General features: G+C 72.9%; 23 protein-coding genes and 1 tRNA gene. 11 read left to right on the top strand and 13 right to left on the bottom strand.

Features of this window, described 5'->3' with window-relative positions:
• Window positions 1–57 precede the first annotated feature (57 nt).
• The 3 genes from pgm to proP all read right to left on the bottom strand — a co-directional run bounded on the left by pgm (window position 58) and on the right by proP (window position 4,370).
• Window positions 58–1,698: a phosphoglucomutase (alpha-D-glucose-1,6-bisphosphate-dependent) gene (gene pgm / locus HZZ00_RS14625; RefSeq protein ID WP_180332591.1), complete on the bottom strand. Its 1,641-nt coding sequence runs from the start codon at window positions 1,696–1,698 to the stop codon at window positions 58–60.
• A gap of 158 nt (window positions 1,699–1,856) precedes the next feature.
• Window positions 1,857–2,702 (bottom strand): chitosanase, encoded by an 846-nt coding sequence (locus tag HZZ00_RS14620; protein ID WP_306856169.1) that lies wholly within the window; start codon window positions 2,700–2,702, stop codon window positions 1,857–1,859.
• 141 nt (window positions 2,703–2,843) lie between these two features.
• Complete coding sequence (gene proP, locus HZZ00_RS14615) at window positions 2,844–4,370, bottom strand: glycine betaine/L-proline transporter ProP (protein ID WP_180333513.1); 1,527 nt, start codon at window positions 4,368–4,370, stop codon at window positions 2,844–2,846.
• A gap of 188 nt (window positions 4,371–4,558) precedes the next feature.
• Here proP and mgrA point away from each other — a divergent pair, with 188 nt between their 5' ends.
• From mgrA to HZZ00_RS14600, 3 genes are all read left to right on the top strand, one after another.
• Window positions 4,559–5,602 (top strand): L-glyceraldehyde 3-phosphate reductase, encoded by a 1,044-nt coding sequence (mgrA, locus tag HZZ00_RS14610; protein ID WP_180332590.1) that lies wholly within the window; start codon window positions 4,559–4,561, stop codon window positions 5,600–5,602.
• 116 nt (window positions 5,603–5,718) lie between these two features.
• Complete coding sequence (locus HZZ00_RS14605; RefSeq protein ID WP_180332589.1) at window positions 5,719–5,892, top strand: hypothetical protein; 174 nt, start codon at window positions 5,719–5,721, stop codon at window positions 5,890–5,892.
• A 74-nt stretch (window positions 5,893–5,966) separates the two neighbouring features.
• The gene (locus tag HZZ00_RS14600) at window positions 5,967–6,590 is read left to right on the top strand and encodes a DedA family protein (protein WP_180332588.1); all 624 of its coding nucleotides are present in this window, start codon (window positions 5,967–5,969) and stop codon (window positions 6,588–6,590) included.
• Window positions 6,591–6,595: 5 nt separating this feature from the next.
• Here the strand turns inward: HZZ00_RS14600 and HZZ00_RS14595 are convergent, their stop codons facing one another.
• Together HZZ00_RS14595 and HZZ00_RS14590 are read right to left on the bottom strand one after the other, a co-directional pair.
• A complete protein-coding gene (locus HZZ00_RS14595) occupies window positions 6,596–8,251 on the bottom strand; it encodes an MFS transporter (protein ID WP_257585944.1) in 1,656 nt (551 codons plus the stop codon).
• Between the two features lie 134 nt (window positions 8,252–8,385).
• The gene (locus HZZ00_RS14590; protein ID WP_180332586.1) at window positions 8,386–8,817 is read right to left on the bottom strand and encodes a MarR family winged helix-turn-helix transcriptional regulator; all 432 of its coding nucleotides are present in this window, start codon (window positions 8,815–8,817) and stop codon (window positions 8,386–8,388) included.
• A gap of 126 nt (window positions 8,818–8,943) precedes the next feature.
• Here HZZ00_RS14590 and HZZ00_RS14585 point away from each other — a divergent pair, with 126 nt between their 5' ends.
• Together HZZ00_RS14585 and HZZ00_RS14580 are read left to right on the top strand one after the other, a co-directional pair.
• Window positions 8,944–9,117 (top strand): CsbD family protein, encoded by a 174-nt coding sequence (locus HZZ00_RS14585; RefSeq protein WP_180332585.1) that lies wholly within the window; start codon window positions 8,944–8,946, stop codon window positions 9,115–9,117.
• Between the two features lie 255 nt (window positions 9,118–9,372).
• Window positions 9,373–9,810, top strand: coding sequence for an ATP-binding protein (locus HZZ00_RS14580; RefSeq protein WP_180332584.1), 438 nt, complete (start codon window positions 9,373–9,375; stop codon window positions 9,808–9,810).
• A 3-nt stretch (window positions 9,811–9,813) separates the two neighbouring features.
• Here HZZ00_RS14580 and HZZ00_RS14575 read toward each other — a convergent pair whose 3' ends face one another.
• A complete protein-coding gene (locus HZZ00_RS14575; RefSeq protein WP_257585942.1) occupies window positions 9,814–11,454 on the bottom strand; it encodes a thiamine pyrophosphate-binding protein in 1,641 nt (546 codons plus the stop codon).
• A 208-nt stretch (window positions 11,455–11,662) separates the two neighbouring features.
• Here HZZ00_RS14575 and HZZ00_RS14565 point away from each other — a divergent pair, with 208 nt between their 5' ends.
• The 3 genes from HZZ00_RS14565 to nrfD are packed head-to-tail and all read left to right on the top strand — an operon-like array spanning window position 11,663 to window position 15,471.
• Window positions 11,663–13,294 carry a cytochrome bc complex cytochrome b subunit gene (locus HZZ00_RS14565; RefSeq protein ID WP_374028548.1) on the top strand — a complete coding sequence of 544 codons (1,632 nt, stop codon included), beginning with the start codon at window positions 11,663–11,665 and terminating at the stop codon, window positions 13,292–13,294.
• Window positions 13,295–13,320: 26 nt separating this feature from the next.
• Window positions 13,321–14,349: a 4Fe-4S dicluster domain-containing protein gene (locus HZZ00_RS14560; RefSeq protein WP_180332582.1), complete on the top strand. Its 1,029-nt coding sequence runs from the start codon at window positions 13,321–13,323 to the stop codon at window positions 14,347–14,349.
• Window positions 14,350–14,409: 60 nt separating this feature from the next.
• On the top strand, window positions 14,410–15,471 hold the full coding sequence (gene nrfD, locus HZZ00_RS14555; RefSeq protein ID WP_180332581.1) for an NrfD/PsrC family molybdoenzyme membrane anchor subunit: 1,062 nt from the start codon (window positions 14,410–14,412) through the stop codon (window positions 15,469–15,471).
• A gap of 4 nt (window positions 15,472–15,475) precedes the next feature.
• Here the strand turns inward: nrfD and HZZ00_RS14550 are convergent, their stop codons facing one another.
• Window positions 15,476–16,063, bottom strand: coding sequence for a TetR/AcrR family transcriptional regulator (locus tag HZZ00_RS14550; protein WP_180332580.1), 588 nt, complete (start codon window positions 16,061–16,063; stop codon window positions 15,476–15,478).
• A 117-nt stretch (window positions 16,064–16,180) separates the two neighbouring features.
• Here HZZ00_RS14550 and HZZ00_RS14545 point away from each other — a divergent pair, with 117 nt between their 5' ends.
• Window positions 16,181–17,038 carry a class I SAM-dependent methyltransferase gene (locus tag HZZ00_RS14545; protein ID WP_180333512.1) on the top strand — a complete coding sequence of 286 codons (858 nt, stop codon included), beginning with the start codon at window positions 16,181–16,183 and terminating at the stop codon, window positions 17,036–17,038.
• Here HZZ00_RS14545 and HZZ00_RS14540 read toward each other — a convergent pair.
• Genes HZZ00_RS14540 through HZZ00_RS14520 form a run of 5 tightly spaced genes read right to left on the bottom strand, consistent with a single transcriptional unit; the run spans window position 17,007 to window position 20,846 of the window.
• Window positions 17,007–17,705 carry a haloacid dehalogenase type II gene (locus HZZ00_RS14540; protein ID WP_257585793.1) on the bottom strand — a complete coding sequence of 233 codons (699 nt, stop codon included), beginning with the start codon at window positions 17,703–17,705 and terminating at the stop codon, window positions 17,007–17,009. The two genes, HZZ00_RS14545 and HZZ00_RS14540, sit on opposite strands and share 32 nt — an antisense overlap.
• Complete coding sequence (locus HZZ00_RS14535) at window positions 17,695–18,186, bottom strand: hypothetical protein (RefSeq protein WP_257585792.1); 492 nt, start codon at window positions 18,184–18,186, stop codon at window positions 17,695–17,697. The genes HZZ00_RS14540 and HZZ00_RS14535 overlap by 11 nt, the downstream gene beginning before the upstream one ends.
• A 25-nt stretch (window positions 18,187–18,211) precedes the next feature.
• Window positions 18,212–18,571: a hypothetical protein gene (locus tag HZZ00_RS14530; RefSeq protein ID WP_180332579.1), complete on the bottom strand. Its 360-nt coding sequence runs from the start codon at window positions 18,569–18,571 to the stop codon at window positions 18,212–18,214.
• Window positions 18,568–20,223: a cbb3-type cytochrome c oxidase subunit I gene (locus tag HZZ00_RS14525; RefSeq protein WP_180332578.1), complete on the bottom strand. Its 1,656-nt coding sequence runs from the start codon at window positions 20,221–20,223 to the stop codon at window positions 18,568–18,570. Before HZZ00_RS14525 ends, HZZ00_RS14530 begins: the two co-directional genes overlap by 4 nt.
• Complete coding sequence (locus HZZ00_RS14520; protein ID WP_180332577.1) at window positions 20,220–20,846, bottom strand: cytochrome c oxidase subunit II; 627 nt, start codon at window positions 20,844–20,846, stop codon at window positions 20,220–20,222. The genes HZZ00_RS14525 and HZZ00_RS14520 overlap by 4 nt, the downstream gene beginning before the upstream one ends.
• Window positions 20,847–21,191: 345 nt before the next feature.
• Between HZZ00_RS14520 and fdh the strand changes: the two genes are divergently transcribed.
• On the top strand, window positions 21,192–24,452 hold the full coding sequence (gene fdh, locus HZZ00_RS14515) for a formate dehydrogenase (RefSeq protein WP_180332576.1): 3,261 nt from the start codon (window positions 21,192–21,194) through the stop codon (window positions 24,450–24,452).
• Window positions 24,453–24,489: 37 nt separating this feature from the next.
• Here fdh and selD read toward each other — a convergent pair whose 3' ends face one another.
• Window positions 24,490–25,506 (bottom strand): selenide, water dikinase SelD, encoded by a 1,017-nt coding sequence (gene selD / locus HZZ00_RS14510; RefSeq protein WP_180332575.1) that lies wholly within the window; start codon window positions 25,504–25,506, stop codon window positions 24,490–24,492.
• Between the two features lie 34 nt (window positions 25,507–25,540).
• Between selD and HZZ00_RS14505 the strand changes: the two genes are divergently transcribed.
• Window positions 25,541–25,633 (top strand) — tRNA-Sec (locus HZZ00_RS14505).
• Window positions 25,634–25,636 lie beyond the last annotated feature (3 nt).

The raw sequence follows: 25,636 nt of genomic DNA, 5'->3' as shown, positions 1-25,636 counted from the left end.
CCGGGGCGGCCTTCGACCACGGGTCGCGGGCCGCCCCGTGACAGGCGGGGCCGCCGGTCAGCCGCCGAGCGCGCCCCGGACCACCGCCTGCGCCTCCTCCTGCACCCGGGCCAGGTGGTCCGGCCCGAGGAACGACTCGGCGTAGACCTTGTACACGTCCTCGGTGCCCGAGGGGCGGGCCGCGAACCAGGCGTTCTCGGTGGTGACCTTGATGCCTCCGATGGCGGCGCCGTTGCCCGGCGCCTCGGTGAGCACGCCCGTGACCGGCTCGCCCGCGAGGCTGTCCGCGGTGACCTGCGCGGGCGACAACTTGCCCAGCAGCGCCTTCTGTTCACGGGTCGCGGGCGCGTCGATGCGGGCGTAGGCGGGCTCGCCGAAGCGCTCGGTGAGGGCGGCGTAGTGCTCGGAGGGGGTCCGGTCGGTGACGGCGGTGATCTCGGAGGCGAGCAGCGCCAGGATGATGCCGTCCTTGTCGGTGGTCCACACCGAGCCGTCCCGGCGCAGGAAGGACGCGCCGGCCGACTCCTCGCCGCCGAAGCCGAGGTCGCCGCCGAGCAGGCCGTCCACGAACCACTTGAACCCGACGGGGACTTCGACCAGCCGGCGCCCGAGGTCGGCGGCGACCCGGTCGATCATGGTGGAGGAGACCAGGGTCTTGCCGACGCCCGTGCCGGCCGGCCACTGCGCGCGGTGCCGGTAGAGGTAGTCGATGGCGACGGCGAGGTAGTGGTTGGGGTTCATCAGACCCGCGTCCGGGGTGACGATGCCGTGCCGGTCGGCGTCGGCGTCGTTGCCGGTGGCGATGCGGTAGGTCGCGCGCTGCTCGATCAGCGAGGCCATGGCGTAGGGCGAGGAGCAGTCCATCCGGATCTGCCCGTCCCAGTCCAGCGTCATGAAGCGCCAGGTGGGGTCGGTGTGCGGGTTGACCACCGTGAGGTCGAGGCGGTGCTGTTCGGCGATCCGGCCCCAGTACGCGACGGAGGCACCGCCGAGCGGGTCGGCGCCGATGCGCACCCCGGCCGCGCGGACGGCGTCGAGGTCCAGCACCGCGGGCAGGTCGTCGACGTAGGTGCCGAGGAAGTCGTGGCGCCCGGTGGTGTCGGCGGCGAGCGCGCGGGCGTAGGGCAGCCGTCGTACGTCCTTCAGGCCGCCGGTGATGATCTCGTTGGCACGGTCCTGGATCCAGGAGGTGGCGTCCGAGGCGGCCGGGCCGCCGCTGGGCGGGTTGTACTTGAAGCCGCCGTCGGCGGGCGGGTTGTGCGAGGGGGTGACGACCACGCCGTCGGCCAGATGGGTGGTGCGGCCCCGGTTGTGGCCGAGGATGGCGTGCGAGACGGCGGGGGTGGGCGTGTAGCCGTCTGCGCTGTCGATCAGCACGCTCACCCCGTTGGCGGCGAACACCTCCAGCGCGGTGACCTTCGCGGGTTCCGACAGGGCGTGGGTGTCGGCGCCCAGGAACAGCGGGCCGTCGATGCCCCGGCCCGCGCGGTACTCGCAGATGGCCTGGCTGGTGGCGGCGATGTGGTCCTCGTTGAAGGCGCTCGCCAGGGACGAGCCCCGGTGCCCCGAGGTGCCGAACGCCACGCGCTGGGCCGGGTCGGCCGGGTCCGGGTGCAGCGCGTAGTACGCCGTGACCAGCCGCGCCACGTCGACCAGGTCCTCGGGGCCGGCAGGCCGGCCGGCTCGCTCGTGCGCCATGAGTACGTTCCTCCACGTCGGTGTCGGTCGCTCGCTCCCGCCATCTTTCCTCGTCAGGGCGTTCGTATGCGAGTCTGGCCCGGCGTGGCCGACGACTTTCGGGCCGCCGTCGTGCCGCGCGGCCGGAGCGCGCGGCACGACGGAGACCACGGGCCGGGTCAGCCGATGTGGTAACTGTCGCCGTAGACCTTCCAGTCGAGCGGGGTCTTCAGGTCGAGGTTGCCCTTGCGCAGGAAGACGCGCTGCTCGGTGTCGACGCGACTGGTGTCGCTGTGGGCCTCCTCCTGCTTCATGGCCCACACCCGGGCGTCGAGGAAGGCGTTGAGGTACGCCGTCTCGTCGCCGCCCTGGGCCGGGGTGCCGGCGCTGCGCAGGGCGCGCTTGCGGATGTTGGCGAAGCTGGTGGGGTCGTCGCCGTCGCCGTGCATGACGATGGCGTCGTAGTAGCAGAACTGGCCGAGGGCGCGCAGTCCGTCGCTCTTGCCCCGGGACACCGCGGGGTCGAAGTAGACGCGGTCGCGCTCGTCGTTCTGGCACTGCTGGAACACCGTGTCCCGCGCGGCCTTGCGCCAGTCCCCGGGGAAGTCCGGGTCGAGGCCGGAGTGCGAGTCGCTGCCGTCGACCTTGCGCAGGGCGGGCAGGTAGCGGGCGAGGACGTTGCCGGGCTTGCGGTCGGCGTAGAGCTGGACGACCTCCAGCATGTCGCCGGTGCCGGAGCAGAAGCCGATGATGCCGGCCGTGTAGCCGCGGCCGTCGCCGATGTCCTCGATGTACTTGTACTGGGCCTTCCAGTCGAGCGAGGAGTTCTCCGCGCTCGACACCAGTTTCATCGCGATCTCCTTCTTCGCGGGGTCGTCGAGGCCGGTCGCCGCGGCGACCGCCGGGGCCGCGCCGGCGCGCTGGGCCCCGATGACGGCGCCGGCGGCCACGGCGCCGAGCGCGGCGACGAGGGAGCGGCGGGACAGACGGGCGAGGGCTGCTGTTTCGCGGTCTTCGTGCACCACGGGAGCTCCAAGGGGAGTGGGGGGTGGTGGTTCGGACCAGCACGAGTACTGGTAGGAAAGTTTCCTATCAGAGGCCGCGAAGGCCGGTAACCCGGCCCGCGTGAAGTTCGTAGGATCGAACAGCCCGGCGTCCGGCCCGGCTCAGCCGCGCGGCGTCCGCTCCCCCGCCCGCTCGTACAACTCCCGGGAGACGGTGATCAGTTCGCGTCGCTCGGCGCGGGAGCCGACCATCGGCCGCGACCCCTTCAGCGGCACCTGGGCACTCTCGGGCAGGAACCTGACGGTGAGCAGTCCGATGACTCCGGCCAGCATCAGGTAGTAGGCGGGCATCAGCTTGTCCCCGGTCGCCTCGACCAGCGCGGCGGTGACCAGCGGGGTGGTGCCGCCGAAGGCCGCGACCGCGATGTTGAAGCCGATGCCCATGGCGGCGTAGCGCACCGCCGTCGGGAAAAGCGCCGGCAGGGTGGCGGCGCTCGGCGCGGCGAAGCAGGCCAGCAGCGTGGACAGGATCAGCACCCCGAGCACCGGCGGCCAGGTGCCCTGCGCCTTGAGCAGCAGGAAGGAGGGCACGGCCAGGACGATCATCGCGACCGCGGCCACGCCGTACACCGGCCGCCGTCCGATCCGGTCGCTGAGCCGGCCGAGGAAGGTGATCAGGACGACGATCCACACCATGCCGATGAGCACCAGGAGGTCCGCGAAGCCGGCGGAGCGGTGCAGCGTCTCGGTCTGGTAGGTGGGCAGGTACCCGGTGACCATGTAGTTGGTGACGTTGTACAGCAGCACCAGGCCCATGCAGATGAGCAGCGGCCGCCAGTGGTTGCGGACGATGTCCTTCAGCTCGCTGCCCGTCGACTCCTGCGCCAGCGCCTTCTCGTGCTCGTCCAGCTGCTGCTGGAAGGCCGGGGACTCCTCCAGCTTGAGCCGCATGTACAGGCCGATCACTCCGAGCGGCCCGGCGATCAGGAAGGGCACGCGCCAGCCCCAGGAGAGCATCTGGGCGTCGGTCAGCAGCAGGCCGAGCACCGTGACGAGGGCCGAGCCGAGGGCGTAGCCGACGAAGGTGCCGAAGTCGAGCCAGCTGGACAGGAAGCCGCGCCTGCGGTCGGGCGCGTACTCGGCGACGAAGGTGGTGGCGCCGCCGTACTCGCCGCCGGTGGAGAAACCCTGGACCATCCGGGCCAGCAGGAGCAGCAGCGGGGCGGCGATGCCGATGGTGGCGTAACCCGGGATGACGCCGATGGCGAAGGTACCCACCGACATCATGATCATGGTGGTGGCGAGCACCTTCTGCCGGCCGACCCGGTCGCCGAGCGGCCCGAAGAACAGCCCGCCGAGGGGCCGTACCACGAAGGCGGCGGCGAAGGTCGCGAACGAGGAGACGACCTGGGCGGCCGGGGAGGCGCCCGGGAAGAAGACCTTGCCGATGGTGGCGGCCAGGTAGCTGTAGACGCCGAAGTCGAACCACTCCATGCAGTTGCCGAGCGCCGAGGCGCCGACGGCGCGCCGCAGCAGCGGACGCTCCACGACCTGTACGTCGTCCTGGCGGAACGCGCGCCGGTTGCGGTGCAGCCTGCGGGTCAGATCCGCACGCACCTGACGCGGCAGCCGGGCCACCGCCGGCGGGGCCGCCGCTCCGTTCCCGTCCCGCCGGTCGCCCGGGGACATCGCCTCGCTCACAAGCGCCTCCTTCCGTACTCCGTACCGGTGACCGCCTGCCCCTGTGCCCGATTCAGAAACGGAACCGCTCAATCCCATCCGGGTGCGCGGTTGGACTTGCGGATCACCGCGGAGCAGGGTGGACGGGTCCCCTGGCACCGCGGGGACGCCCCTACGCACCACCCGGAGAACACCCGATGACCCACGTCGCGGACCCCACTCGTTACGACGGCGCCATGCGCTACCGGCGCACCGGCCGCTCGGGGCTCGACCTGCCGGTCCTGTCCCTGGGCTACTGGCACAACTTCGGTGACGACCGCCCGTTCGAGACTCAGCGCGAGATCGCCCTGCGCGCCTTCGACCTCGGGATCACCCATCACGACCTGGCGAACAACTACGGCCCGCCGTACGGCTCGGCGGAGGAGAACTTCGGCCGGCTGATGCGCGGCGACCTCGCCCCCTACCGGGACGAGCTGGTGATCTCCACCAAGGCGGGCTGGGACATGTGGCCCGGCCCCTACGGGCAGGGCGGGGGCTCGCGCAAGTACCTGCTGGCCTCGCTGGACCAGTCGCTGCGCCGGATGGGCGTGGACTACGTGGACATCTTCTACTCCCACCGGCTGGACGCGAGCACGCCGCTGGAGGAGACGATGGGCGCGCTGGACACGGCCGTCCGCCAGGGCAAGGCGCTCTACGTCGGCATCTCCTCCTACGACGCCGAGCGCACCCGGCAGGCGGCGGCGATCCTGCGCGACCTCGGCACCCCACTGCTGATCCACCAGCCGTCGTACAACATGCTCAACCGCTGGATCGAGACGGACGGCCTGCTGGACGTGGCGCAGGAGGAGGGCTTCGGGGTCATCGGCTTCACGGCGCTCGCCCAGGGCCTGCTGACCGGCCGGTACCTGGAGGGGGTGCCGCAGGACTCGCGGGCCGCGCGGGGCACGTCGTTCGACCGTTCCTGGCTGACCGAGGACATGCTGCGCCGGCTGCGCGCCCTGAACCGGATCGCGGCCCGGCGCGGACAGACACTGGCCCAGCTGGCGCTCGCCTGGGCGCTGCGCGACCAGCGGGTGACGTCCCTGGTCGTCGGCGCCTCCCGCACCGAGCAGCTGGAGCAGAACGTGGCCGCCCTGGACAACCTGGACTTCACCGACGAGGAGCTGGCGGAGATCGACACGTACGCCACCGACGGCGGCGTGGACCTGTGGCGCGAAGCCCGGCTGGGCACTCTCGGCTGATCGCTTCCGATCGCCGACGCACATGTGACGTGCATCACAGAAATAAAGGATAAATAGGACTTATTCTGGCAACTCGAACAGTCCTGTGATCCTCACCTCAAGGAGCCGCTCGCCGCATGGTGCACGGACCCCGCCCCGGCCAGTTCCCGCCGCCGCATCCCGACCTGGAGCTCGCCCGCGACTGCGAGCGCTGCCTCGGCTGGGGGACCGTCGTCACCCCCGACGGGGAACACGAGCTGTGCCCCGGCTGCCAGCCTGACACCGCCGCCGGGGAGGGCCCCGGCGGCTGAGGCGGGGGACCCGGCGGTGGCCCAGCGCAGCGGGTCGGACACCGAGCGCCGTGCCGGGGTCGTACCGTGGAGACATGGCCGCCCCTCCGCTTCCGGGACCGCTGGCCCACCTGGCACCGCTGCTCGCCCACTACGGCTACTGGGCCGTGGGCGCCGTGATCCTCGTGGAGGACTTCGGCGTCCCGGCACCGGGTGAGACGATCCTGCTGGCCGCCGGGGTGTACGCGGGCGCGGGCGAGCTGGACGTGGTGAAGGTGGGTCTCATCGCCTTCGCCGCCGCCGTCGTCGGCGACAACATCGGCTTCCTGATCGGCCACTTCGGCGGCCGGGCCTTCGTGCACCGCTGGGGCCGGTACGTCTTCCTCACCCCGAAGCGGTTCGCCACCGCCGAGGAGTTCTTCCACCGGCACGGGGGGAAGATCGTGACCGTGGCCCGGTTCGTCGAGGGACTGCGCCAGGTCAACGGCATCATCGCGGGCACCTCGGGCATGCACTGGCGCCGCTTCCTCGTCTTCAACGCCCTCGGCGCGGCCCTGTGGGTCGGCCTGTGGACCTCCCTCGCCTATCTGGCGGGCAGCCACATCACCGAGGTCTACGACGAGATCAAGCGCTACGAGATCTACTTCCTCGCGGCCCTCGCGGTCCTGGTCGTGGCGCTCGTGGTCCGCCATGTCCTGCGGCGGCGCCACGAGCGCTGAACCGGTCAGGAGGGGCGGGCCGCCCGGGACTCCTCCGGCGCGCCCCGCCCGGTTCCGGTCGCCGCCGGGTCGTCGGCGCGCTCGTGGCCTCCGCGCAGCGCGGAGGCCACCGCGGAGACCAGGGCCATGCCGGCGGCCACGCTGAAGACGATCGTCAGGCCGTGGTGGAAGGGGCCGGAGACCAGTTCGGGGAAGAACCGGTGGCCGGTCAGGGTGGCGCGCTGGGCGGCGGTCAGCCGGTCCAGCGTGCCACCGGAACCCAGCAGATGACCGATCGGGTTGTTGCCGAGGAAGGTCGCGAACAGGGTGCTGACCGGGGGCAGCGAGGCCACCTGGTGGGCGGTCGCGGCGGGCACGCCGTGCGCCTGGAGCCCGCTGCCGAGGGTCTTCGGCAGGGTGGCGGCGAGGCCGGAGACCATCAGCGAGAAGAACACGCCGATGGACAGGGCCGTACCCGAGTTCTGGAAGGTGGAGCGCATCCCGGAGGCCACGCCCCGGTACGTCGCCGGCACGCTGCCCATGATCGAGGAGGTGTTGGGCGAGGAGAACATGCCCTGGCCCAGCCCGTTGAGCAGCAGCAGGGCGGCGAACAGGCCGTAGTCGAAGTCCACCGGCAGGGCCAGCAGCCCGAAGAAGGAGCCGGCCACCACGATCAGCCCGGCGGTGGAGAAGATCCGTGCGCCGAACCGGTCGGAGAGATAGCCGGAGACGGGACCGGCGAGCAGGAACCCCACGGTGAGCGGCAGCATGAAGATGCCCGCCCACAGCGGGGTGTCCTCGAAGTCGTAGCCGTGCAGCGGCAGCCAGATGCCCTGCAACCAGATGATCAGCATGAACTGGAGCCCGCCACGCGCGATCGCGGTCAGCAGGGCGGCCAGGTTGCCGGCCGCGAACGCCCGCACCCGGAACAGCGACAGCCGGAACATCGGCTCGGCGACCCTGGTCTCCACCACGCAGAACACCAGCAGCAGGGCCGCACCGCCGATCAGCCCGGTGAGGACCCAGGGGTTGGTCCAGCCGGTGGCGTGGCCGCCGTAGGGCTGGATGCCGTAGGTGATGCCCGCGAGCAGGACGCCGGCGCCCGCGGCGAAGGTGAGGTTGCCGAGCCAGTCGACGCGGCCGCGCCCGCCGGCCGCGGTCTCGCGCAGGCTCAGGTACGACCAGACGGTGCCGGTCACGCTGACCGGGACGCTCACCCAGAACACGGCCCGCCAGTCGACGGCGGCCAGCAGGCCGCCCGCGAGCAGGCCGAGGAACTGCCCGGCGAGCGCGGTGATCTGGTTGATGCCGAGGGCCATGCCGCGCTGCCGGGCCGGGAAGGCGTCGGTGAGGATCGCGGCCGAGTTGGCGGTGAGCATGGAGCCGCCGAAGGCCTGCACGATGCGCCACAGGATGAGCCACAGCGCGCCCGCGCCGGCCCGGAACGGGTCCAGGGACAGGGCGATGGAGGCGACCGCGAAGACCAGGAAGCCCAGGTTGTAGATCCGCACCCGGCCGAACATGTCGCCCAGCCGGCCGAGCACCACCACCAGGACGGCGGAGACCAGCAGATACCCGAGGATCATCCACAGCAGATAGCCGATGTTGCCCGCGGCGAGCGGGTCCAGACCGATGCCGCGGAAGATCGCGGGCAGCGAGATGATCACGATGGACGCGTCCATCGTGGCGATCAGCACGCCGAGCGTGGTGTTGGACAGGGCGACCCACTTGTAGCCGGGGCCGGGGGGCGTGGCCCGCTGCCGGGCCGAGCGGGCGAGGAGGCGGGCGCGTACGCCCGCGCCGGGCGCGTCGCCGTTCACAGCCGCTCCGCCAGTCGGTCGAGCAGGGGCAGGACGTCGTGCAGGGCCTGCCGTTCCTGCGCGGTGAACTCCTCCAGGGCCTGGGTGAGGCGGCCGACGGACTCGGATCGGCGCTGCTCCAGCACGGTCCTGCCCTCGTCGGTGACCGCGATGACGACCCGGCGCCGGTCGGCGGTGTCGGGCGTACGGCTCACCCAGCCGCGCCGTTCGAGGACGGCGAGGGTGCCGGCCATCGCCTGGGGCCGCACCCGCTCCGCCTCGGCGAGCGCGCCCGGCGAGTCGGGGCCGCCGCGGGACAGCCTGGCCAGCACCGACACCTCGGACAGGGAGATGTCGCCCACCGCGTGCGCCTGGCGCAGCCGCCGCACGATCCGGCCCATGGCCAGCCGGAGGGCGCCGGCGAGCGCGGACATGTCCTGGGTATCCATGATTAGTAACAGTAGGTTTATCAGTTTGGACTGTTCAACCAAAGGCGGGTAATCGGTTTGAGGGGCGTCGCAGGGGCAAACCGAACAGCGAACGGACTTCACGACACGTTGGGATGGGAGACCTCGATGGCTGGCGACCAGAAGGCGAAGGGCAAGGCGGAGCAGGCCAAGGGCAAGGCCAAGGAGGCCGTGGGCCGTGCCGTCGGCAACGAGCGGGTGGAGGCCGAGGGCCGCGCGGAAGGCGCGCGCGGGGACGCCCGGCAGGCCAAGGAGAAGGCCAAGGACACCTTCAAACACTGAGGACCCGGTGGGCGCCGGCCACGGCGCCGACCCGTTCGACCGATTCGCGGCGGGTCCCGGGAATCCTCCCAGCGGATTCCCGGGACCCGCCGCCGTGTTCGCGGGCCGCTTCGCCAGGGGTTCGTGTGCAACCGGAGGAATCCCGGTGGGCGTCCCCTTGATCGACGGGCCAGCGGGTAGCCGGAAGAGGACGGCACGTTTCTTCACAAGCGCCGGAAGGGACCCCGAATCCCGGAGGGAAAAGGGCGACGAGGTATGGACATCCCGGTGAGGACGCAGGCGAGGACACAGGACGCGCGCTACCGCCGCGACTGGGCGACCGGCGGGTGCAGCAGCGCGGACGCGCGTGCCGCCGTGGCCGCCCTGCTGGGCAGAGCACACCCGGCCCCGGCGCGACGCTCGGTACAAGACGCGCAGCTCGTGGTGAGCGAACTGGTCACCAACGCGGCCAAGCACGCGCCCGGGCCCTGCGCCCTCGGCCTGGATCTGCTGCCCGGTGCCCGCGCGCTGCGCGTCTCGGTGACGGACACCTCCCCCGAACCGCCGCGCCCGCGTCCACCCGACCCCGCGCGCGTCGGCGGCCACGGCCTGCACCTGGTGGCGATGCTCGCGCGCGACCTGGAGGTGACGATGCTGCCCGAGGGCAAGCGGGTCACCGTGACCGTGCCGCTCGTCCGCGAGGACGGTTCCTGAGCCTCAGGCCCGCGGCAGCAGCTTCTTCCCGGGCCGCTCCCGGCCGCCGTCGGCCGCCGCCCAGTCCGGCGGGATCTCCCCGTCCACCACGAACTCCAGCAGCACCGGTCCCGGCTGGGTCAGCACGTCGGCCCAGACCGAGGCGACATGCCGCGGCCGGTCGCAGCGGACGGCGGGCAGCCCGGCGAGGCGCGCCCACTCGGCGTACGGCATCGCGGGAACCTCGGCCGACAGCGGAAGCAGCGGGTCGCCGGCGGCGGCCCGGCGCCGCCAGGTGAGCCGGTTCAGGTCACCGTTGTTCAGCACGCAGAACACCAGCGGCGGAAGAGCGGCCAGCCGGTCCAGGTGACGGCGCACGGTGATCAGTTCGTTCAGCCCGCCGCCCTGGAGGGCGCCGTCGCCGACGAGGGCGATCACGGGCCGTTCCGGGGCCGCGAACTTGGCGGCGACGGCGTAGGGCACGGCCGCGCCGGGCAGGCCGAGATGCCCCGACAGCAGCGAGCGCATGCCGTTGCGCAGCCTCAGATGGCGGGTCCACCAGTCGAGCGCGGTTCCGGAGTCGGTGACCACCACGGCCCGGTCGGGCAGCCGTTCGGACAGCTCGGCGACGACCGAGCGGGGGTTCACCGAGGTGCCGAAGTACCGGTTGGCCTTAACACGGCCCTCGGCCCGCCAGTCCCGCACCGTGTCCTCGACCCGGGTGCGCCAGCCGCGGTCGGTGGCCCGGTGCAGCATCGGGATCAGCGCTTCCAGGGCCGCCCGCGGGTCGCCGTTCACCTGGACGGCCGTACCGGGCACGGATTCACCGGGTCCCACGGCGACGGTCCGGCAGCCGGCGGGGTCGGGCAGCACAGCGGGGTCCAGGTCCTCCGCGCCCACGAGCAGCAGCGTGTCGCACTCCCGCAGCAGCAGGGCGGCCGCCGAGCTGCCGAGCGGGCCCGCGACACCCGTCTGGTACGGCAGGTCGTCGGGCAGCACGTCCCGGGCGAGGGCCGTGGTGGCCACCCCGGCGCCGAGCAGCGTGGCCACGCCCGCCGCCTGCGCGGACGCCGCGCGCCCCGCGTTGCCCACGATCACGGCCGGCCGCCGGGCCGCGGCCAGTACCTCGGCGGCCCCGCGCAGCCGCCGCTCGTCGGGCGGTTCCACGGACGCGGCCGCGAAACCGCTCCGCGGGGCCGGCCCGCCGGGCGGCGCCGGGGCCTCAAGCACCCGGCGGGGTACGACCAGACTCGCGACCCCCCGGTCGGTGAGCGCCGCCCGGACGGCCCGGTCCAGGGCGTCGCCCAGCTGCTCCGGCCCGGAGACCGCCTCGCAGAACACCGAGACCTCCGCCAGATGGCGCGTCCCGGGGTCCCCGTCCTCGCGGCCCACCAGGGCGAGCACCGGCGCCCGGTCGGCCGCCGCGTCGTACAGGCCGGCCAGCAGCCGCAGCACGCCGGCCCCCGGCGGGGCCAGACAACAGCCGAGCCCGCCGGTGAGTTTGGCGTGCGCACAGGCCATGAGGGCGGCGGACTCCGCGCCGCGCGCCTGCACGAACCACGGGTCCCCGAGGGCGCGCACCAGCGGGTCGAGCGCCAGGCCCGGCACGCCGTACACCCGTCCCGCCCCCGCGTCCCGCAGCCGGGCGGCGACGACCTCGGCCATGTTCCCCACGGTGTTCTCCTCGCTCTCCGCACAGTTTTCCGGCCACCGGGTAGCCGCGCGCCGACCCGCGCAAACGGTGCCGGGCCCGCGGACCCCGCACAGCTGTGCCGTCGTCGTTTCGGACGCGCGGAGTCCGGGCACCCGTGCCAGGCTCGAAGGGGGGGCACCGAGCGTGCACGAACCAGCACCGGCGGAAGGCGAGCGACGAGTGGCGGCGTCCGAGGAGCGGCCCCCGGGACGGGGCGAGCGTCTGGTGCGCTCGCTCGACCAGCGGCTTCCGGTGGCGGCGTCCGGCAAGGAGTTCCTGCGCAAGGCGTTCCCGGACCACTGGTCGTTCCTGCTGGGCGAGTTGGCGCTGTACAGCCTGCTGGTGCTGGTGGTGACCGGTGTCTGGCTGACGTTCTTCTTCGACCCGGACATGGCCGAACGGCCGTACACCGGCGCCTACCTGCCGCTGCGCGGAGCGATGACCAGCGAGGCGTACGCGTCGGTGCTGCGGATCAGCTTCGACGTGCGCGGCGGGCTGCTGCTGCGGCAGACGCACCACTGGGCGGCACTGGTCTTCCTCGGCGCGATCGGCGTGCACCTGCTGCGGATCTTCTTCACCGGGGCGTTCCGGCGGCCGCGCGAGGTCAACTGGACGGTGGGCGTGACGCTGTTCATGCTGTCGCTGCTGGAGGGCTTCTGCGGCTACTCGCTCCCCGACGACCTGCTCTCCGGCACCGGTCTGCGCACCGCGCAGGGCATCGTGCTGTCCATCCCGGTGGTGGGCACGTATCTGTCGTACTTCGTCTTCGGCGGCCAGTTCCCGGGGCACGCCATCATCCCCCGGCTGTACGTGACGCACATCCTGCTGGTGCCGGGGCTGCTGCTGGCGCTGGTCGGGGTGCACCTGACGTACGTGGTGGTGCACAAGCACACCCAGTGGGCGCGGCCCGGCCGCACCAACCGGAACGTGATCGGCAAACCCCTCTTCCCCCAGTACACCGCCAAGTCGGTGGGCCTCTTCTTCACCCTCGCGGGTGTGCTGACGCTGATGGGCGCCCTGTTCCAGATCAACCCGATCTGGTCGTTCGGGCCGTACCGCTCCGACCACGTCTCCGTGGACTCGCAGCCCGACTGGTACGTGGGCTATCTGGAGGGCGCGCTGCGGCTGATGCCGGGCTGGGAGACGAATGTCGCCGGGCACACGATCGTCTGGGACGTGCTGCTGCCGGGCGCGGTGCTGCCCGCGCTGCTCTTCGCCGTCCTGTACGCCTACCCGTTCTTCGAACGCTGGATCACCGGCCCGCTGCCGGAGCAGCACCTGTGCGACCGGCCGCGCAACCAGCCGACCCGCACGGCGCTGGGCGCCGCGGCCGTGTCGGTGTACGCGGTGCTGCTGCTGGCGGGCGGTCAGGACGTGCTGGCGTACCGGTTCGAGCTGCCGATGGACTACCTGACCCGGGTGTTGCGGACCCTGCTGTTCGTGGTGCCGTTCCTGACCTATCACGCCACCAAGAGGGCCTGTCTGGGCCTCCAGGCGTCCGACCGGCGCCGGCTGCTGGACGGCGGGACGACCGCCGAGGTGCGGCGCACGGCGGGCGGCGGGTACGAGGAGGCGCGCACCCTGCTGCCGCGCGCCGAGGCCTACCGCATCCTGGTGCGCGAGGTGCCCCGGCCACGCGCCGAGGGCACGGAGGTCTGGCGCTGGTTCCGCCGGCACCGGCTGCGCAACGCGCTCAGCCGGTGGTACTTCGGCCGCGGCGTGGAGATGCCGGCCACGCCGTGGGAGCGGCGCCGGGTGGCCGCGGTGCGGGCGGCGCCGGGCGAGGTGTCCGAGGGGGGCGAGGAGTCGTGAGCGAGTCGTGAGCGAGGAGGCACGCCATGAGCGACAGCCCTGACGTCCGTGGCAACCAGTGGTACGGCCCGCAGCCGGACGTGGCCGGGGCGGCCGGCTATCCGGACGCCCCGCCGAGGATGGGTTTCTTCACCGACACCTCGGTGTGCATCGGCTGCAAGGCCTGCGAGGTGGCCTGCAAGGAGTGGAACGCGGTCCCGGAGGACGGCCTCGAACTGACCGGCATGTCCTACGACAACACGCAGGGCCTGGGCGCCGACACCTGGCGGCACGTGGCCTTCATCGAACAGCGCAAGCCGTTCGGCGGGCAGGAGCCCGGGGTCGTGCACGAGGACACCGATGTGTTCCAGGCGGCGGCCCGGCTCGGCACCGACGCCGCCTCACCCGGTCCCGGCGCCACCGCTCCCCCGCCCGGGCAGGCCCCCGAGGGCGCGCCCGCCGGGCGGATCTCCCCCCTCTCCCCCGACGGCCGCACCGAGCTGCGCTGGCTGATGGCCTCCGACGTGTGCAAGCACTGCACGCACGCGGCCTGTCTGGACGTGTGCCCCACCGGGTCGCTGTTCCGCACCGAGTTCGGCACGGTCGTCGTCCAGGAGGACATCTGCAACGGCTGCGGGTACTGCGTGCCCGCCTGTCCGTACGGCGTCATCGACCAGCGCAAGGACGACGGCCGGGTGTGGAAGTGCACCCTGTGCTACGACCGGCTGGGCGCGGGCATGGAACCCGCCTGCGCCAAGGCCTGTCCGACGGACTCCATCCAGTTCGGGCCGCTGGACGAACTGCGGGAGCGGGCACGGGGCCGGGTGGCGCAGCTGCACGCGGCCGGGGTGACCGACGCCCGCCTGTACGGCGAGAGTCCGGACGACGGGGTCGGCGGCGACGGCGCGTTCTTCCTGCTGCTGGACGAGCCCGAGGTCTACGGCCTGCCGCCGGACCCCGTGGTCACCACCCGGGACCTGCCGGACATGTGGCGGCACGCGGCGCTGGCGGCGGTGACGCTGATGGGGCTCGCGGTGGGCGGTTTCGCGGGCGGATTCGTACGGAGGTCACGGTGAGGTCCGTCGGTGCCGCGAGGAGTGTGCGATGAACCGCACCGGTTCTGCGAGGAGCGTGCGATGAGCGAGAGGGACGTCACCCAGGGCGGCGAGAAGGGCTCACGGCCCGGCCGGGAGGCGCCGACCGGCGCGTACGCGGGGCGCCGGCGGCGTCGGCGCGGACGGGGCGAGCAGCCGATGGTGCCGGACGCCTCGTTCTCGTCGTACTACGGCAAACCCGTGCTGAACAAGCCGACGTGGAAGGCGCTGGACATCGCCGGGTACCTGTACCTCGGCGGGCTGGCCGGGGCGTCCTCGCTGCTGGCGGCCGGGGCCCACGCCACCGGGCGGCCGGGGCTCGCGGCTCCGGCGAAGATCGGCGCGGCCGGCGCGATCTCGCTCTCGCTCGCCGCCCTGGTGCACGATCTGGGCCGGCCGGCCCGCTTCCTGAACATGCTGCGCGTCTTCAAGCCGACCTCGCCGATGAGCGTGGGATCCTGGCTGCTGATGGGGTACGCGCCGCTGACCGTGGCGGCCGCGGCCACCGAAGTGGCGGGCCGCTACCGGCTGTTGGGGGCGGCCGCGGCGGAACTGGCGGACCGTCTGCGGCCGGTGGGCTCGGCCGCCACCGCGGCGGCGGCCGTCCTCGGCCCCGGCGTGGCGACGTACACGGCGGTGCTGATCGCGGACACCGCGGTGCCGTCCTGGCACGAGGGCTACCGTGAACTGCCGTTCGTCTTCGCGGGCTCGGCCGCGACCGCCGCGTCCGGCCTCGGCCTGGTCGCCGCCCCGACCGCGCAGGCCGGTCCGGCCCGCCGGATGGCGGTGCTCGGCGCCGCGCTGGAACTGGGCGCGTTCCGGCTGATGAAGCGCCGTATGGGCCTCGCCGCCGAGCCCTTCGACCAGGGCAGGCCGCGGGTGCTCCTGCGCGCGGCGGAGGCGCTGACCGCGGGCGGTGCGGCCCTGGCCCTGCTCTGCGTCCGCGTGCCCGACCGCCGGCTCGCGCTCGCCGCGGGCACCGCCCTGCTCACCGGCTCGGCGGCGCTGCGCTTCGGCGTCTTCGAGGCGGGGGTGGCATCGGCGGAGGACCCCCGGTACACCGTGGTGCCGCAGCGGGAGAGGCTGGCGGCGAAGGGCGGCTGAGGGGTTATCCGCCGGCCACCAGCGCGGCCACCAGGCGTCTCATCGCGGGCCGCGGGTCGGGGGTGCCGGGCCGGCCGGTCATCAGCAGATGGTGGGCGGTGCCGACGATCGCGAGGGCCGCGGTGCCCGGATCGACGCTCCGCGCCACCCGGCCGAGCCCCTGTTCGGCCGTCAGATAGCCGGTGACGGCCTCCTCGATCGCGGCGAAGCCCGGTGCCCCGCCCTCCAGGGCCGCGCGGACGCGCGCCATGGCGGCGGGGCGGGCCATCGCCAGGCCCGACAGGGCGGGGCCGCCGGAGTCGAACAGGGCGAGGACGACGGAGTCGAGGTTCCCCGCCACCGTGCCCTGCCCGGCGAGCCCCGGCAGTGCCCGCGCCCGCGCCGCCGTGCGCGCGAACCGGTCGAGGCAGAGTTCGGCGACGAACTCGTCGAACCCGGCGAAGTGGGCGTGCAGCAGCCCTTTGGCGCAGCCCGCCTCGGTGGTGACGGAACGGCTGGTGAGCGCGCCGGGGCCGGCCCGTTCCACGACGCGCTCGGCGGCCGCGAACAGCCGCTCGCGCACGTCCGGCGTCGCAACTCCACGCGGTGCCATGGCCCTGCCCTCCGTCCTTGCGTCAACGTCCTGGATGGTAACGGGGATTGCCAGTATGGGCGCTCGCCCATACTGTTTGGGCAAGTGCCCATTCTCCGTCGCGCACAGGAGGCAGCCGTGCCGGACGTCGTCAACTCCCAGCAGGAAAAGGCGTGGAACGGACCGGAGGGCGCTCACTGGGCCCACCACCAGGACCGCTGGAACGCCGTGAACGAGGGCTTCGACGAGCCGCTGCTCGACGCCGCCGCGATCGGCGCCGCCCACCGGGTGCTCGACCTCGGCTGCGGTTCCGGGCAGACCACCCGGCTCGCCGCGCGCCGCGCCCCCGGGGGCGCCGCGCTCGGCCTCGATCTGTCAGGACCGATGCTGGCCGAGGCGCGGGCCCGCGCGCGGCGCGAGGGCATCGCCAACGTCTCGTTCGTCCAGGGCGACGCGCAGGTGCACCCCTTCGAGCCGGGTGCCTTCGACGTGGCGATCAGCCGCTACGGGGTGATGTTCTTCGCCGACCCGGTGGCGGCGTTCGGCAACATCGGCCGGGCGCTGCGCCCCGGTGGGCGCCTGGCGTTCGTCTGCCCGGCCGATGTCTCGCTCAGCGGCGGGGCGGCGGCACTGGCCTCGCTGGGCGACGTGCTGCCGCTCGGCGGCTTCGGTACCCCGGGGCTGCCCGGCATGTTCTCCCTGTCCGCCCCGGACCGCATCCGCGCCGTCCTCACCGCGGCCGGTTTCACGGGGGTTTCCGCCGGCCGGGTCCGGGCGTACGAGACGTGGGGGCACGGAGCCGAGGACGCCGCGGAGTTCATGCTCGGCACGGGTCCCGGCCGCCATCTGCTGGCACAGGTCGGTGCGACGGAACAGGACCGCGCCCGCCGCGCCCTGGCGGACCGGCTGCGCGCCCACGAGGCGGACGACGGCACGGTCCGGCTGCCCAGCACGTCCTGGCTGGTCACGGCGGACCGCCCGGCGGTCGCCAGGTGAGCAGACGCTCGGCCAGCTCCGGCAGGGAGGCGGCCGCCACGTCGGCCGGCCGGTGGGTGGCGGGGTACGGCCGCGGCGTCCGGCGCAGCCACCCGGTGCGCAGGCCCGCGCGGGACGCGCCGTCCACGTCCCATGGGTGCACGGCGACCAGCAGGGCCGCGGACGCGGGTACGGCGAGCACGCGCAGGGCGTGCGCGTACGCCTCGGGGGCCGGTTTCCAGCGGGCCGGGGCCGTCACGTCCAGGTGGGCTTCGAACAGGCCGGTCAGTCCTGCGCGGTCCAGGACCGCGCGGGTGGTGGCGGCCGCTCCGTTCGTCAGGGTGGCCAGGCGGAACCCGGCCGAGCGCAGGGCCCGTACCCCCTCGGGGACGTCCGGGTGCACGGGCAGTTCGGGCAGCCCGGACAGGACGTGGTCCGCGGCGCGCTCCGGGTCCGGTACGGCCCGCTCGCCGGCCGCCAGGGCCAGCAGCCCCTCCCGGGCGACGGCCGCGAAGGAGGCGTGACCGCCCGCCAGGGTCAGGGCCGTCCCGTCGCGCAGCACCCCGGCGAACCAGGTCGGCAGCAGATGGGCGGGTAGGCCGGCCTCCGTGAAGCGTCCGGCGAGCGGGGTCATGTCGGTGAGTGTCTCGTTGACGTCGAACACCAGGACCGGGAGGTCAGCGGACAACCGGATCGCCTCCCGCCTGCCGCTCGGCCTCGCGTTCCTCCCGGTTGACCCAGGACCAGGTGACCGCCGCCGCCGTCACGCCGACCGGCAGCATGCCGACGATCATGGTCAGCCCGCCCGCCGAGTCGCCGGTGGCGACGAGGGCCACCGCGGGCAGGTCCAGGAGCGGGGCGGTGAGGAAGAGGTACAGGCAGCGGCCGACGTCGTCCAGGCGATGCCGGGTGCGGGCGACGACCGGCAGCCAGAACAGGACCGCCGTCGCCGTCAGGAGGACGTCGCCGGGGAACGCCCCGCCGGGTGGCCGCAGGCTCATGCGGTCGCCGAGGACCGTCCAGGCGTGGGTCAGCACCAGCAACGGCAGGGCGAGCGGCGCCGGCACGCTGATCCGCTCCCACAGCGGCGCGCGCCGCAGGGCGTGGACGACGGCCGGGACCACCACGGCCACCAGCAGCGCGGGCCAGGCCATGCCGACGGCGGACATGGGCGCCGAGTGTCCCATCGCCGTCTCACCTCTCCCGCGCCGTGGTGCCCCGCACCAGCAGGGCCGCGGCGACGGCGAGCAGCGGTACGGCGACGACCAGCAGCCAGCGGCCGTAGACGAAGCAGAGGGCGACCAGCAGCAGGCCGATCGCGGCGGGCAGCACGGCACCCGCTCCCCGGTCCGGGACCCGGTAGCGCACATGCTGGTCGGGGCTCGCGCGGGAGGACAACAGCACGGCGAGAGCGGCCAGTTGGAGGAGGAGGACCACCGAGCCCCACAGCCAGTACACCATCGCGCTCTCGCCGTAGACCGCGAGGACGGCGAGCAGCAGGCCGTTGAGCAGGCCCCAGCCGGCGACCACGGCCGCGGGCAGCTGCCGTTTCACGCCTCGCTCCTCTCCCGGCGCCGCAGGTCGAGCAGCGGCGCGAAGCTGGTGACGGGCGGCAGCGGCCGGTCGGCGGGGAAGTTGAGGCGCGGCGGCGGGGAGGTGGTGGCCCACTCCAGGGTGTGCGCCTGCCACGGGTCGTCCCCGGCCGGGGTGGCGCGGCCGAGGGCGTTGCGGCGCAGTGTGCCGAGCACGTTGACGACGAAGACGGCCATCGCGGCCGCGAGGAAGCCCGCGCCGATCGTGGCCAGCAGGTTCAGCGTCCCGAAGCCGTCGAGGGAGGAGTAGGCGGAGACGCGGCGCGGCATGCCGAGGTAGCCGAGGGCGAACATCGGCAGGAAGGTCAGGTTGGTGCCGACGACCAGCAGCCAGAAGTGCCAGCGGCCCAGCCGTTCGTCGAGCGTGGCGCCGGTGACCTTCGGGAACCAGTAGTAGACGGCCGCGAACAGGCCGAACGCGCTGCCCGCGAAGAGCACGTAGTGCAGGTGGGCCACCACGAAGTAGCTGTCGGTGACGTGGTAGTCGATCACCGGCGTGCCGACCATGATCCCGGTCAGGCCGCCGATCAGGAACTGCGGGATGAAGGCGAGCGCGAACAGCATCGGGGTGGCGAGCCGCAGCCGGCCGCCCAGGATCGTGCCGAGCATGCCGAAGTACTCGACGCCCGCGGGCACCAGCAGGGCGATGGAGGTCAGCGAGTAGTAGTCGTTGGCGACCTGCCCGGTGGCGAACATGTGGTGGCCCCACACGCTCATCGACAGCGCCGCGAACACCAGCAGCGACAGCGCGGTGCCCCGGTAGCCGAAGAAGCGGCGCCCGGAGAACACCGCCAGCACCTCGGCGACGGCGGCCAGGTACGGGAAGAACATCACGTACACGACCGGGTGGCCGTAGAACCAGAAGATGTGCTGGTAGCCGATGTTCCAGGTGTTGTGCAGGAACACGGAGGCGTCGGCGCGGCCCACGGCGAGCAGGGCGAGCGCGGCGAGCAGCGCGGGGAAGGCGCCGATCACCATCAGGCAGGTGGCGATCATCGCCCAGCAGAAGACGGGCAGCCGCAGCATCGTCATGCCCCGGGTACGGCGGCGCAGCACGGTCCAGAGCACGGCCCAGCCCATCAGGATGGTGCCGGTGACGGCGACGAAGACGCCCGCGATCCACAGGTCCGTGCCGGCGCCCGGTGAGTAGGCGCTGTCCGAGAGCGGCGGATAGGAGAACCAGCCCCCGGCGTGCGCCCCGGCGGGCGCGGCGAGCCCCACCAGCATGGTGAGCGCCCCGAACAGGTAGAGCCAGTAGCCGAGCAGGGTCAGCCGGGGCAGTGCGATACCGGGGGCGCCGATCTGGAGCGGCACCAGGTAGACGCCCATGCCGAGGGCGAACGGCGTCATGACCATGTAGATCATGCCGGAGCCGTGCAGGGTGAACAGCTGGTCGTAGGTGCCCGCGGCGAGGAAGGTCTCGTCGGGCCGGGCGAGCTGGCTGCGCATCAGCAGCGCGAAGACGCCGAAGACGAGCAGGAACAGCAGGGAGGTGGCGACGGTCAGCAGGCCGATGCGCTTGTGGTCGGTGGTGGACACCCAGCCGAGCCAGCTGCCGGGCGGCACCGGCCGGCCGGCGCCGTCGCGCTGTGCCGCCGGGGGCGCGACCGTCATGCGGCGGCCGCCTTGCCGTGGGCCCAGCTGTCGTACCGCTCGGGCGACACGGCCTTGATCCAGAAGTCCATCGCGTAGTGCCGCTGCCCGCAGAACTCCGCGCACCGCCCGCGCCAGCGGCCCTCGTGGTCCAGGGTGAGCGTGAAGGTGTTCACGTGGCGCGGGAAGGCGTCCATCTTGTAGCGCAGGTCCGGCACCCAGAGGGAGTGGATGACGTCCCGGGAGGTGAGCCGCAGCTCGACGGGGCGGCCGGTCGGCACGACGAGGGTGGGCAGGGCCTGGCCGTGGCAGTCGCCGGTGACCTGGCGGTGGGCCGGGGACTGCGGATAGCCGAAGGTCCAGCACCACTGGAATCCGGTGACGTCCACGCGCAGCGGCCGGGCGGTGGCCGAGTGGTGCTCGCGGGAGTTCTGCCAGGCGGTCCAGGCCACCAGGAAGACGGCGAAGGCGGCGAGCGCGCCGACGTAGAAGGCCTCGACGCGGGGCCGCTCGGTGCGGTCCGAGGCGTGCGCGCGGCGTTTGGTCATGGCCCGGGCCAGCAGTGCGAGGACGGCGAGGAAAACCAGGCCGGCGATGACCGCCTCCACGGTGAACACGGTTCCGAAGACATGCCGCTGCCTCATCGCACCGTCCCCCTCCTGCCGGGGCTCGCGCCCGTCATGTGCTCACTCCCGCCGTCTCGTTCACCCGGGACCGAGACCGGGACCATCAGGACATTACGGGCGCCCTCGATGGTCCGTCGGCCGACACACCGCAGCGGCGGAGTCCCCCACGGCGGCGGCCTCACACCTGCCAAGCGGTCCGCTCCGCACACCGAGGACGCGCCCGCCGGGCGTCCTCCGCCCCCCTTTGCGGGAGAGCGCCCGGCACGCCGTTTACCCCCGGCGGGCCGGGGTACTCCGGCGCCGCACGAGATGCCGAAGCGGCGGCACCGCGGGAGAATCGGGACACGAGTGGGAGGAGTGGCCGTGGGCGTACGTACCTGGATCGACTCGTGGCCGGTGTACCGCCAGCTCACCGGGACGGACCCGCTGGGCCGGGGCGCCGCCGCCAAGAGCGGCCGCAGCGAGCGGCTCACGCCCCGGGTCGCCTCGGCCGACCGGGTGGTCAAGTCCGTCTGCCCGTACTGCGCGGTGGGCTGCGGCCAGAACGTGTACGTCCAGGACGAGAAGGTCACCCAGATCGAGGGCGACCCCGACTCCCCCGTCTCACGCGGCCGGTTGTGCCCCAAGGGCTCGGCGAGCCTCCAGCTGACCACCGGCGAGGCCCGCCGCCACGAGGTGCTCTACCGGCGCCCGCACGGCACCGAATGGGAGCGCCTCGACCTCGACACCGCGATGGACATGATCGCCGACCGGGTGATCGCGGCCCGCCGGGCGGGCTGGGAGTGGGAGGTCGACCAGACCCGCACCCGGCGCACCCTGGGCTTCGCGAGCCTCGGCGGGGCCACGCTGGACAACGAAGAGAACTATCTGATCAAGAAGTTGTTCACGGCGCTCGGCGCGATCCAGATCGAGAACCAGGCGCGCGTTTGACACTCCTCCACCGTTCCCAGTCTGGGAACCTCGTTCGGACGCGGCGGCGCGACCACCTTCCAGCAGGACCTGCAGAACTCGGACTGCATCGTCATCGAGGGCTCGAACATGGCCGAGTGCCATCCGGTCGGGTTCCAGTGGGTGATGGAGGCCAAGGCGCGGGGCGCGAAGGTGATCCACGTCGACCCGCGGTTCACCCGCACCAGCGCGCTCGCCGACCTGCACGTGCCGCTGCGCGCGGGCTCGGACATCGCATTCCTCGGCGGGATCGTCCGGTATGTGCTGGAGCACGACAAGTACTTCCGCGACTACCTCCTGGCGTACACCAACGCGCCGGTGATCCTGCGGGAGGACTTCTGTGACACCGAGGACCTGTCCGGCGTCTTCTCCGGTCTGAACAGCGAGACCCGTTCGTACGACAACTCCAGCTGGCAATACGAGGGCACCGAGGTGCAGGCCGCCTCGGGGCAGCGCGACCAGGAGTACGACGAGCGCACCGGCGGCGGCGCGTCGGTGACCGAGGCGGCGCGCGGCGAGGCGCACGGCTCCGGCGGCGCGGTGATCGGCGAGGGCGAGCCCGAGCGGGACGAGACGCTGACGCATCCGCGCTGCGTCTTCCAGGTGCTCAAGCGGCACTTCTCGCGCTACACGCCGGAGATGGTGGAGCAGGTGTGCGGGGTGCCGCAGGACCTGTTCCGGCAGGTGTGCGAGCTGGTCACGGAGAACTCCGGCCGGGACCGGACGACGGCCTTCGCCTACGCGGTGGGCTGGACCCAGCACACGGTGGGCGTGCAGTACATCCGCACGGCCTGCATCCTGCAACTGCTGCTGGGCAACATCGGCCGGCCGGGCGGCGGCATCCTCGCGCTGCGCGGGCACGCCTCCATCCAGGGGTCGACGGACATCCCGACCCTGTTCAACCTGCTGCCGGGCTACATCCCGATGCCGCACGCGCATCAGAACCAGGACCTGGACGCCTTCGTCGAGGCGGAGGCGGCGCACAAGGGCTACTGGGGCAACATGCGCTCGTACCTGGTGAGCCTGCTCAAGGCGTACTGGGGCGACAAGGCGACGGCTGAGAACGACTTCTGCTTCGACTACCTGCCGCGGCTGACCGGTTCGCACTCGACGTACGAGACGACGATGGCCCAGCTGGAGGGCGTCTGCAAGGGCTACTTCCTGCTGGGCGAGAACCCGGCGGTGGGCAACGCCAACTCCAAGCTGATGCGGCTCGGCATGGCCAATCTGGAGTGGCTGGTGGTGCGCGACTTCTCGCTGATCGAGTCGGCGACCTGGTGGAAGGACGGGCCGGAGATCGAGACCGGGGAGATGCGCACGGAGGACATCCGCACCGAGGTGTTCTTCCTGCCGGCCGCGGCGCACACCGAGAAGGACGGCAGCTTCACCAACACCCAGCGGCTGCTCCAGTGGCACCATCAGGCGGTCGAGCCGCCCGGCGAGTCACGCAGCGACCTGTGGTTCACGTTCCACCTGGGGCGGATCATCCGGGAGAAGCTCGCCGGGTCGACCGACGAGATGGACCGGCCGGTGCTGGACCTCGCCTGGGACTACCCGACGAAGGGCCCGCTGGCCGAACCCGACGCCGAGGCCGTGCTCGCGGAGATCAACGGTTACGACGCCGAGGGCGAACCGCTCTCCTCGTACGAGCAGCTGAAGCCGGACGGCTCGACCGCCTGCGGCTGCTGGATCTACTGCGGGGTGCGCGCCGACGGCGTCAACCAGGCCGCCCGCCGCAAGCCCGGCCGGGAGCAGGACTGGGTGGCCGCCGAGTGGGCGTGGGCGTGGCCCGCCAACCGCCGCATCCTGTACAACCGTGCCTCCGCCGACCCCGAGGGCCGGCCCTGGAGCGAGCGGAAGGCCCTGGTGTGGTGGGACGCGGACCGGGGCGAGTGGTCGGGGCACGACGTGCCCGACTTCAAGAAGGACAAGGCGCCCGGCTACGAACCGGACCAGGAGGCGACCGGGCCCGCGGCGCTGACCGGCCGGGACGCGTTCATCATGCAGGCCGACGGCAAGGCGTGGCTGTACGTGCCGTCCGGGCTCACGGACGGGCCGCTGCCCACGCACTACGAGCCGCAGGACTCGCCGTTCCCGAACCTGCTCTACGACCAGCAGCGCAACCCGGTGCGGCAGCTGATGCCGACGGTGCCGGACAACCGCTACCAGCCGAGCGGGGACGAGCGCGGCTCGCAGGTCTACCCGTACGTGGCGACGACCTACCGGCTCACCGAGCATCACACGGCGGGCGGCATGTCCCGCTGGCAGCCGTATCTGGCCGAACTGCAACCGGAGTTCTTCTGCGAGGTCTCCCCGGAGCTGGCCGCCGAGCGGAACCTGGAGCACACCGGCTGGGCGACGATCGTCAGCGCCCGCGGGGTGATCGAGGCGCGGGTGCTGGTGACCGACCGGATGGCCCCGCTGACCGTGCACGGCCGGCGGCTGCATCAGGTGGGGCTGCCGTACCACTGGGGCCCCAACGGCTACACCACCGGCGACGCGGCGAACGAACTGCTGCACCTCTCCCTGGACCCCAACACCCACATCCAGGAGGCCAAGGCGATCGCGGTGGACATCCGCCCCGGGCGTCGGCCGCGCGGCCCGGCCTCCCTGGAGTTGGTGCGCGCCTACCGCGCCCGCGCGGGCATCGACGAGCACACGGGTACGGAGCCGTAGACCCCGGGCGGGCCGGTCGCCGGCGGAACAGGGCCCGCTAGCGGAGCACGACGGTGTGGGAGCCGCGGGGTACCAGTTCCCCCACCACCGGCGCCCCGGGTACCTCCCCGGCGACCAGCAGCCCGCCGGAGGTCTGGGCGTCGGCGAGCAGCAGCCGGGTGTCGGCGTCGGTGGTGCCGAACTCGGTGTGCGGGGCCACCCATTCGAGGTTGCGCCGGGTGCCGCCGCTGACGAAGCCGTCGCGGACGGCCTCGCGGGCACCGTCCAGATACGGCACGGCGGCGGTGTCGATCACGGCGGTCACCCCGGACGCCTTGGCGAGCTTGTGCAGATGGCCGAGGAAGCCGAAGCCCGTGACATCGGTGGCACAGGTGGCCCCGGCGGCCAGCGCGGCCTCGGACGCCTCCCGGTTCAGCGCCGTCATGGTGGCGACGGCCTGCTCGAACCGCTCGCCGGTGACCTTGTGCCGGTTGTTCAGCACACCGAGGCCGAGCGGCTTGGTCAGGGACAGCGGGGTCCCGGGCCGGCCGGTGTCGTTGCGCAGCAGCCGTCCCGGGTCGGCGATGCCGGTGACGGCCATGCCGTACTTGGGTTCCGGATCGTCCACGCTGTGTCCGCCGCCGACGTGGCAGCCGGCCTCGGTGGCGATGTCGAGGCCGCCGCGCAGCACCTCGCGGGCCAGGTCGAAGGGGAGCCGGTCGCGCGGCCAGGCCAGCAGGTTGACGGCGAGCACCGGCCGGCCGCCCATCGCGTACACGTCGGACAGCGCGTTGGCGGCGGCGATGCGCCCCCAGTCGTAGGGGTCGTCCACCACCGGGGTGAAGAAGTCGGCCGTGCACACCATGGCCGTGTCCGGCCGGCCGGGCAGGGTGACCACGGCCGCGTCGTCGCCGGTGGACAGGCCGACCAGCAGCGGGGTGTCACCGCCGGCGAGCTGCGGCACGGTCAGTCCGCTGACCACCTCCTCCAGCTCACCGGGCGGGATCTTGCAGGCGCAGCCGCCGCCGTGGGCGAACTGCGTGAGTCGGACGGTCGCTTGGCGGGTCGGTGTCATTCCGGTCTCCTGGGGCACTAGCCTGACGAGCGGTGGAGGCGTGTGGGTGCCTGGTGGCCCTCCCGGTCTTCAAAACCGAGGTGCCCGAGGATCTCGGGCAGGCGGGTTCGATTCCCGTCCGCCTCCGCTC

Origin of the sequence: Streptomyces sp. NEAU-sy36, assembly GCF_013423905.1 — a bacterium.
In the GTDB taxonomy this organism is placed as follows: domain Bacteria; phylum Actinomycetota; class Actinomycetes; order Streptomycetales; family Streptomycetaceae; genus Streptomyces; species Streptomyces misionensis.
The sequence above is the reverse complement of the archived record's forward strand: the minus strand, read 5'-3'. Positions and strand labels throughout refer to the sequence as shown.

What these genes read in the sequence shown, in the direction of transcription:
- HZZ00_RS14600 (WP_180332588.1), top strand. Translation starts at nt 5,967, where the DNA reads ATGGCCGCCCCTCCGCTTCCGGGACCGCTGGCCCACCTGGCACCGCTG.
- HZZ00_RS14595 (WP_257585944.1), bottom strand. Translation starts at nt 8,251, where the DNA reads ATGGACGCGTCCATCGTGATCATCTCGCTGCCCGCGATCTTCCGCGGC.
- pgm (WP_180332591.1), bottom strand. Translation starts at nt 1,698, where the DNA reads ATGGCGCACGAGCGAGCCGGCCGGCCTGCCGGCCCCGAGGACCTGGTC.
- HZZ00_RS14605 (WP_180332589.1), top strand. Translation starts at nt 5,719, where the DNA reads ATGGTGCACGGACCCCGCCCCGGCCAGTTCCCGCCGCCGCATCCCGAC.
- HZZ00_RS14550 (WP_180332580.1), bottom strand. Translation starts at nt 16,063, where the DNA reads ATGGCACCGCGTGGAGTTGCGACGCCGGACGTGCGCGAGCGGCTGTTC.
- nrfD (WP_180332581.1), top strand. Translation starts at nt 14,410, where the DNA reads ATGAGCGAGAGGGACGTCACCCAGGGCGGCGAGAAGGGCTCACGGCCC.
- HZZ00_RS14575 (WP_257585942.1), bottom strand. Translation starts at nt 11,454, where the DNA reads ATGGCCGAGGTCGTCGCCGCCCGGCTGCGGGACGCGGGGGCGGGACGG.
- selD (WP_180332575.1), bottom strand. Translation starts at nt 25,506, where the DNA reads ATGACACCGACCCGCCAAGCGACCGTCCGACTCACGCAGTTCGCCCAC.
- proP (WP_180333513.1), bottom strand. Translation starts at nt 4,370, where the DNA reads ATGTCCCCGGGCGACCGGCGGGACGGGAACGGAGCGGCGGCCCCGCCG.
- mgrA (WP_180332590.1), top strand. Translation starts at nt 4,559, where the DNA reads ATGACCCACGTCGCGGACCCCACTCGTTACGACGGCGCCATGCGCTAC.
- HZZ00_RS14585 (WP_180332585.1), top strand. Translation starts at nt 8,944, where the DNA reads ATGGCTGGCGACCAGAAGGCGAAGGGCAAGGCGGAGCAGGCCAAGGGC.
- HZZ00_RS14590 (WP_180332586.1), bottom strand. Translation starts at nt 8,817, where the DNA reads ATGGATACCCAGGACATGTCCGCGCTCGCCGGCGCCCTCCGGCTGGCC.
- HZZ00_RS14560 (WP_180332582.1), top strand. Translation starts at nt 13,321, where the DNA reads ATGAGCGACAGCCCTGACGTCCGTGGCAACCAGTGGTACGGCCCGCAG.
- HZZ00_RS14525 (WP_180332578.1), bottom strand. Translation starts at nt 20,223, where the DNA reads ATGACGGTCGCGCCCCCGGCGGCACAGCGCGACGGCGCCGGCCGGCCG.
- HZZ00_RS14520 (WP_180332577.1), bottom strand. Translation starts at nt 20,846, where the DNA reads ATGAGGCAGCGGCATGTCTTCGGAACCGTGTTCACCGTGGAGGCGGTC.
- HZZ00_RS14580 (WP_180332584.1), top strand. Translation starts at nt 9,373, where the DNA reads ATGGACATCCCGGTGAGGACGCAGGCGAGGACACAGGACGCGCGCTAC.
- HZZ00_RS14535 (WP_257585792.1), bottom strand. Translation starts at nt 18,186, where the DNA reads ATGTCCGCCGTCGGCATGGCCTGGCCCGCGCTGCTGGTGGCCGTGGTG.